This is a genomic window from Ralstonia sp. PBBBR1, from assembly GCF_002256165.1.
Classification (GTDB): Bacteria; Pseudomonadota; Gammaproteobacteria; order Burkholderiales; family Burkholderiaceae; genus Ralstonia; species Ralstonia thomasii.
In genome coordinates this window covers 529,921-536,186 of the sequence record NZ_NKIL01000005.1, presented here as the reverse complement: position 1 = coordinate 536,186, position 6,266 = coordinate 529,921, and the positions used below count along the sequence as shown (strand labels likewise).

Genomic DNA, 6,266 nt, shown 5'->3' with positions numbered 1-6,266 from the left:
CGTGCGATCGCCGACTGGATTCAGTTCTACAACCACCGACGGCCCCACCAAGCGCTGAAGATGAAGACCCCGGCTGAGGCATTCGCTTTAGCCGCCTAACCTGTGCAGGTTTCACTGGGTCATTACATGGCTGAGTTGGGTCGAGGGTTAAATAGTTTTATAAGTCGTGTTGTGAAGAAAAACTATGCTAAAAAAATCCGCTAAGTCCCGTATTTCTCATATTTGGTAGTTTTTGGTGTGGCTCGTTGCGTTTTTTTAATGTTCGTTGGCTGACCGCCTGTTTTAGCCCACAGCGGAATCTCCAGAAAAAACCATCTGTCGCACCACCAAACGATTTTCCCTCGTTATCAGGGAGGTAGACCTGTCGTTTCTGGTCGATAGAGCGAAATCGTTTTTTTGAGAGGGTACGGATTTACCTTTCGGTTCTATGGGAAATCTGCAAGGAGCGGATGTAGGTAATGAAAATCCAATCGGTTGGTATCAAGAATTTTCGTACGCTGAAAAATGTGACGATCCTCTTTGATTCCGTCACCACTTTCATAGGGCCGAATGGTGCTGGAAAGTCCACGGTGCTTCGTGCGCTCGATTGGTACTTTAACGGCAAGCCTGGTTCGCTATCAGAGAAAGATTGCTCTTTCGGGGCGATCGATGAAGATATTGAAGTGCGAGTGACATTCGACGACCTCACTGAGAAGGATCGAACTGAGCTCGGCAAGTACGCACCGGTCGGAGCTACGACATTTACAGCATGGAAGCGTCGTGCCTCAAACGGGACAGAGACCTTGTCGGCAAACTCGAAGAGCTACCCGCCGTTCAATGACATTCGAAGCATGAGTTCTGCGGGTGAGAAAAAGGTCGCTTACAACGAATTGCGAGCTGCAGATTCATCGCTCGGTCTCCCGGCGTGGACTAACGTCGAAACCGCCAACCAAACTATGACCGCGTGGGAGTCGGCTCACGCGGAGCAGCTCGACGAAGCGCCGGGGTTCTTGCAGACCAATTTCTTCGGCTTCAACAGCGGTGGAAAAATGAGCGGGCTTTTCGATTTTGTGCTCGTCACTGCCGACCTCCGTGCGAGCGAGGAGTCGATAGATGGGAAGAGCAGTCTCATCGGGCGGATTCTTGAGCGCTCTGTCGACCGTACAGCAGCTGATGAGGAGATCGCGGCAATCGTAGAGGAGTCGCGCACAAAGCAGCAAAAAGTCTACGAAGAAAAATTCAAGGATCAGCTGGAAGCCATGACGACTCAGCTCAACGGTGTTATTGCGTCGTACGCACCCGGGCGGACTGTTACTGTTTCACCTGCCGATGTCGACCTGAAAGCCCCTCGGACAACTTTCGACGTGGCCGTGGTCGACGGTATGGCTGAGACCACTGTGGAACGACAGGGGCATGGCTTCCAACGCACGCTTCTAATATCCGCGCTCCAACTCTTGGCGCAGTCAGGTGCGGCATCGACAGAAGGAGTCATCTGCTTGGCGATCGAGGAGCCGGAGCTCTTTCAGCACCCGATTCAGGCTCAGACGTTTGCGAAGGTACTTCGGGCGCTCGCTGAGGATGCCGGGAAGCGTATCCAGGTAACCTACGCAACGCACAGCCCATACTTTCTTGAAGCACGAAATTTCCATCAGGTTAGGCGCCTCACAAGGTCGTCCGATGACGCCCCTGTGGTCACCGTTCACCTAGCCACCGTTGCCGGTGTTAAAGCGAGGTTAAAAGGCGTGATGAAAGCGGATACCGTTGATCGTCAACTCGACGGCATCGTGACGAATCAGCTTGCGGTAGCTCTTTTTGCGAATCGTGCTCTTGTTGTCGAAGGTACGACGGAATGTGCGGTGTTCTACGGCATTGGCGACAAAACGTCTCCAGGGTCGCTCGAGGCCGTTGGCATCTCAATAGTCCCTGTCGGAGGCAAGACGTTAGTTCCCCTAGCGCATGCCATCTTGACCGAAATTGGCATCCCGGTCTATGCGTTATTCGATGCGGACAGCGGGTTTGAAGCGAGTGCACAGAAAAAAGGGAAGGCTGCGGATAAGATCGCCGAAGAGCGAAATACACATGTGGCGGCGAATCGCGCTGCGTTAAGGTACTTTGGTCGCATCGAAGAGGATTTTCCATCCGCCGTCGTTGCTGACAATGTGGCGATCTTTGACGATCACCTCGAAGCGTTTTTGTCAGCAAATTGGCCCGAATGGTTCACGGCCTGTGCCGACGTTGAACAGGCTGCGGGAGTTTCGCTTGGGAAGAATCAAATCGCGTACCGAACGGCCACGCAGAAGGCGGAGGGAGTGGTGCCTGAAATGCTTCTGCAAATTTTGGCGAAGGTGAAGGAAAAATAGACATGCACGAAATCATCTGCCCCCATTGCAGGAAAGCCTTCAAGATCGATGAGGCCGGATACGCGGACATCCTGAAACAAGTTCGCGACAGCGACTTCGAGAAGCAGTTGCACGAGCGACTTGAATTGGCTGAGCAGGAGAAGCGTAATGCCGTCGAGCTAGCGGAGACGAGAATCGCCAGCGAGTTGCAGAAGGCTACTTTGGCAAAGGATGCCGAAATCAACAGCCTGAAAGCAAAACTAGATGCCGGTGAGGTGGCGCAAAAGCTTGCAGTCGCTGAGGCTCTCATCGCAGTGGAAAAAAGCCGGGACGAACTCGCGAACGAGCTTGAGCAAGCGAAGCGGGAGCGGCAAGCGGCCGACAAATTGGCCCAGGCCATGCTGGCGAGCGAATTGCAAAAGGCCACTGCGGCGAAGGACGCAGAGGTCCAGGCGTTGAAAGCAAAGCTTGACGCCATCGAGCTTGCGCAGAAACTCACAATTACAGAGGCTGTCGGTGCTGTCGAGAAGGAGCGCGACGAACTGAGGAGTGGCCTTGAAAGAGCTGAGTTGGAAAAGCAACTCGCGGAAAAATCACTCAAGGACAAATACGAGACGCAAATCAAGGATCGCGATGAAGCGATCGAGCGTTTGCGAGATATGAAAGCTCGTCTGTCGACGAAGATGGTTGGTGAAACGCTCGAGCAACATTGCGAGACTGAGTTCAACCGCCTTCGCGCAACGGCGTTTCCGCGTGCGTATTTCGAGAAGGATAACGACGCGCGGACCGGCAGTAAGGGGGACTACATCTTCCGCGACTCGGACGAGGCAGGCACAGAGATCGTCTCGATCATGTTCGAAATGAAGAACGAGAATGATCACACTGCAACTAAAAGCAAGAACGAAGATTTTCTGAAAGAGCTCGACAAAGATCGCGTCGAGAAGGGTTGTGAGTATGCCGTCCTTGTGTCTTTGCTGGAGCCGGAGAGCGAGCTATACAACACCGGCATCGTAGACGTGTTCCATCGCTACCCGAAGATGTATGTGGTGCGGCCGCAGTTCTTCATTCCCATCATTACGTTGCTGCGGAATGCCGCCATGAATTCACTCAAGTACAAATCGGAATTGGCGCTCGTTAAAGCGCAGAACATCGATATCACCAACTTTGAAACTGAGCTCGAGGGGTTCAAGGCCGCATTCGCAAAGAACTACGATCTGGCGTCCCGTCGTTTCCAAACAGCCATTGACGAGATCGACAAATCGATCGACCACTTACAGAAGACGAAGGAGGCGCTGCTCGGTGCGGATCGGAACCTTCGGCTTGCGAATGACAAAGCGCAGGATGTAACGATCAAAAAGCTGATGCGTGGCAATCCCACGATGGCCGCCAAATTCGCTGAACTCAAGAACCAAGATTCGTCTGGAGCGGATTGATTCAGGTTGCCCATGTTCGCGTGCCTTCCGCACACGCAACTTGGAATGGCGAGACATTCCCTGACTTGCTGCCCAACAGCCTCACCCGCTAAACTCCCCCCGCTGCGCCAACAAGCGCAGCCGGGACTGCAATCCCGAATTTGTGACTACCCCGCGAAAACGACTTCAGTTTTCGCGGCTGCTGTCGTTCGTCCGCTCGCGGGCGGGCCTCGGCAGGGAGGGTTTCGACCCTGCCGGTTCTTGGTAGTCACAATCGGTATTGCAGACCTTGTCGTGTGCCCGCCCACCCTCCCAGGTGGGTGGCTCCTCACTCAACCAGAGGCAAGACAATGGATCAACCGACCCAAGCTGTACCCATCCCACGCGGGCATCGCCCCGCAAACTGTCAGTTCACCCGCATCGCGCAACGTCCTCCGTCCGGAGGGGCCCGATGAGCCTTCAAGACAATCTCCTGTATGCACAAGGCGCCCTGAGCGCGCGGGATTATCTGCGGCGCACCCAAATGGACATGAAGGTGCACCGGCAGTTCGAGCCCAAGACGCTGCGCTGGGAATATCAACTGCATATCCGGGACAAGGCCGCTGAATACCAGGCCGGGTTTCTGGATGCGATCGGGGCCTACATGCTGACCACGCTGGATGGCGTGACGGTCGACCTGTACCGGTGGGAAGTGCTGCAGGTGCTGGACCGTGTGAACCGCAAGAAATAACTAAAACAGCAGTAAAAGCGAACCCGCGACGGGCGGGGGCGCTAGCGTCGGGCGCAACGCCCAACCCTTTACGTGCCAAGTCAAACAGGCCGAGCACGACACTCAAAGGCCCGACCGCCACGGTCCGAGGCCCATACGCCGAGCGCCAACATCCAAGCGCCGCTCGCAGACATTCAAATTTTCGAGCTCAAACACTCGCGCGGCGAGCGTAGAGAGACGCGTGCCGACGTGGAGTTCTGAACTTGGCACGCTGGGCTCAGAGGTCAGCCGGTGGGTGTCAGTATTTCCGTATTCGCGCGCAGGCGGGCATTCGGCGCCTTTCGTCACCACCCCTGCACCCCGTCGTGGCCCGCCTACCGGCTGCGTTGATAAATCGTTGCCAGTTCCGTGCGGTTTCGTGCCCCCATGCGCACGAGCCGTTGGCGCATATGGCTTTTGACGGTTTCGACGCTGATGTGCAGCCGTTCCGCAATCTGGGAGTTCGACCGGCCGCACGCCACCTTCTGACGACATCCAGCTTTCGCCGAGCCAGGTTGGCGACCAGATCACCTTCCTGGGCAGCGATGGGGGCCATCCATCGTTCAAGCGGGCGCATTGAGTGCCGCGGAGTTTGCGGCGCTGGCCCGGTGAGGTGATGCGGCATTGCTCGGCACTGGTCGCGACCACAGCTGGGGCAACTCGCAAGGGGCGCGCCTAGCCGGGCGCCCCTGCTTCACCCGATATTCCACTGCGGCGCAATCGCCAGCAGTTGCTGACGGAGGTTTTCGATCTCGTTGGCAAAACCGTCGGCCAGCGCGCTTTCCACCGTGGGCGTGCCGTAGGCGTGGCTTACCTCGGCGGAGTCGGCCGCGCGGGGTCGTGCCAGACGCGCCAACGTGCCAAACCGCAACGCGCGCGACATGCCGATCAACGTGTCGCGAGTGCGCCGGGCGCCCACGCGGGGCAGGGCACCTGCAGGCGGCGCATCCAACGTCCCGCGCGTTGCATTGAGCAGTTCCAGCGTGCTGATGCAGATGCGCAGGCTGCGCTGGATGTCTTCCAGCCGCTCCAGGGGCACGTCAATCTCTTTGGACACCGATGGCATGAGCGAGCGCAGTTGCACCAGCAGCGTATTGAGCTTAGCGAGGTGCTTGCTGCGCTCGCTCGAGGCTTCACCGGGCTGGCCGAGGCCGGCATACGCCCGGGCGCATTCGCGCAATGCTTCGGCCAGCCGGTAGCGCCACGAGTACGTGGCATACAGCGGCAGTGCAAACGAGAACAGCAGCGCAATCGCAATCCCCACCAGCACGTTGAGCGTGCGCCAGGCGCCGTCTAGCAGGTTGTTGTCACCATGCCCGACCACGATGACGAGCGTGATGGCGGCCAGCAGCGCGATATAGCCGCCCTTGCCGATCGCGTGATACGCGCAGACGCCGCACGCGATGGCCGTGAGTGCGTATGTGAGCGGCAGATGCCCAAGCCACGTCTGCTGGACGATGAGCAGCAGACCCGCCACGGCGCCGATGAGGGTGCCCCACGCGCGCTCTGCCGCGCGTTTGCGGATGTTGCCGTGGTGCTGCAGGCCGGCAATGACGATCAGCAGCGAGATGGTGGCCCACTCCCCATGCGGCCATCCCAAGCCCGACGTGACCGCAATGGAGAGCAGCACGCCCAGGCCGACGCGCGTGCCATGGATGTACCGCGCATGCCGATAGCGCCGGTGCGGATCACGCACGAGGCGGAGTAGCGAAAGAAAGGGTGCAGGGTGTTTCACGTTGCGGGGTGCACGAATGGAAATTGACATAAGCAAGATCGTTGCAGATTCTG

General features: G+C 57.4%; 5 protein-coding genes and 1 pseudogene. 4 read left to right on the top strand and 2 right to left on the bottom strand.

The window, feature by feature from the left end; genetic code table 11:
• The 4 genes and pseudogenes from CFE42_RS11125 to CFE42_RS11110 all read left to right on the top strand — a co-directional run.
• Positions 1–96 (top strand): annotated as a pseudogene (locus CFE42_RS11125) (integrase core domain-containing protein); the annotation flags it as partial.
• A 362-nt stretch (positions 97–458) separates the two neighbouring features.
• Positions 459–2,339, top strand: coding sequence for an AAA family ATPase (locus CFE42_RS11120; RefSeq protein WP_004628111.1), 1,881 nt, complete (start codon positions 459–461; stop codon positions 2,337–2,339).
• A 2-nt stretch (positions 2,340–2,341) separates the two neighbouring features.
• Positions 2,342–3,751, top strand: coding sequence for a DUF2130 domain-containing protein (locus CFE42_RS11115; RefSeq protein WP_004628110.1), 1,410 nt, complete (start codon positions 2,342–2,344; stop codon positions 3,749–3,751).
• A gap of 430 nt (positions 3,752–4,181) precedes the next feature.
• Positions 4,182–4,460, top strand: coding sequence for a hypothetical protein (locus tag CFE42_RS11110; RefSeq protein WP_004628109.1), 279 nt, complete (start codon positions 4,182–4,184; stop codon positions 4,458–4,460).
• Positions 4,461–4,813: 353 nt separating this feature from the next.
• Here the strand turns inward: CFE42_RS11110 and CFE42_RS11105 are convergent, their stop codons facing one another.
• A complete protein-coding gene (locus tag CFE42_RS11105; RefSeq protein ID WP_238563723.1) occupies positions 4,814–4,960 on the bottom strand; it encodes a LuxR C-terminal-related transcriptional regulator in 147 nt (48 codons plus the stop codon).
• 212 nt (positions 4,961–5,172) lie between these two features.
• The gene (locus tag CFE42_RS11100; RefSeq protein ID WP_004628108.1) at positions 5,173–6,243 is read right to left on the bottom strand and encodes an FUSC family protein; all 1,071 of its coding nucleotides are present in this window, start codon (positions 6,241–6,243) and stop codon (positions 5,173–5,175) included.
• Positions 6,244–6,266: the final 23 nt, after the last annotated feature.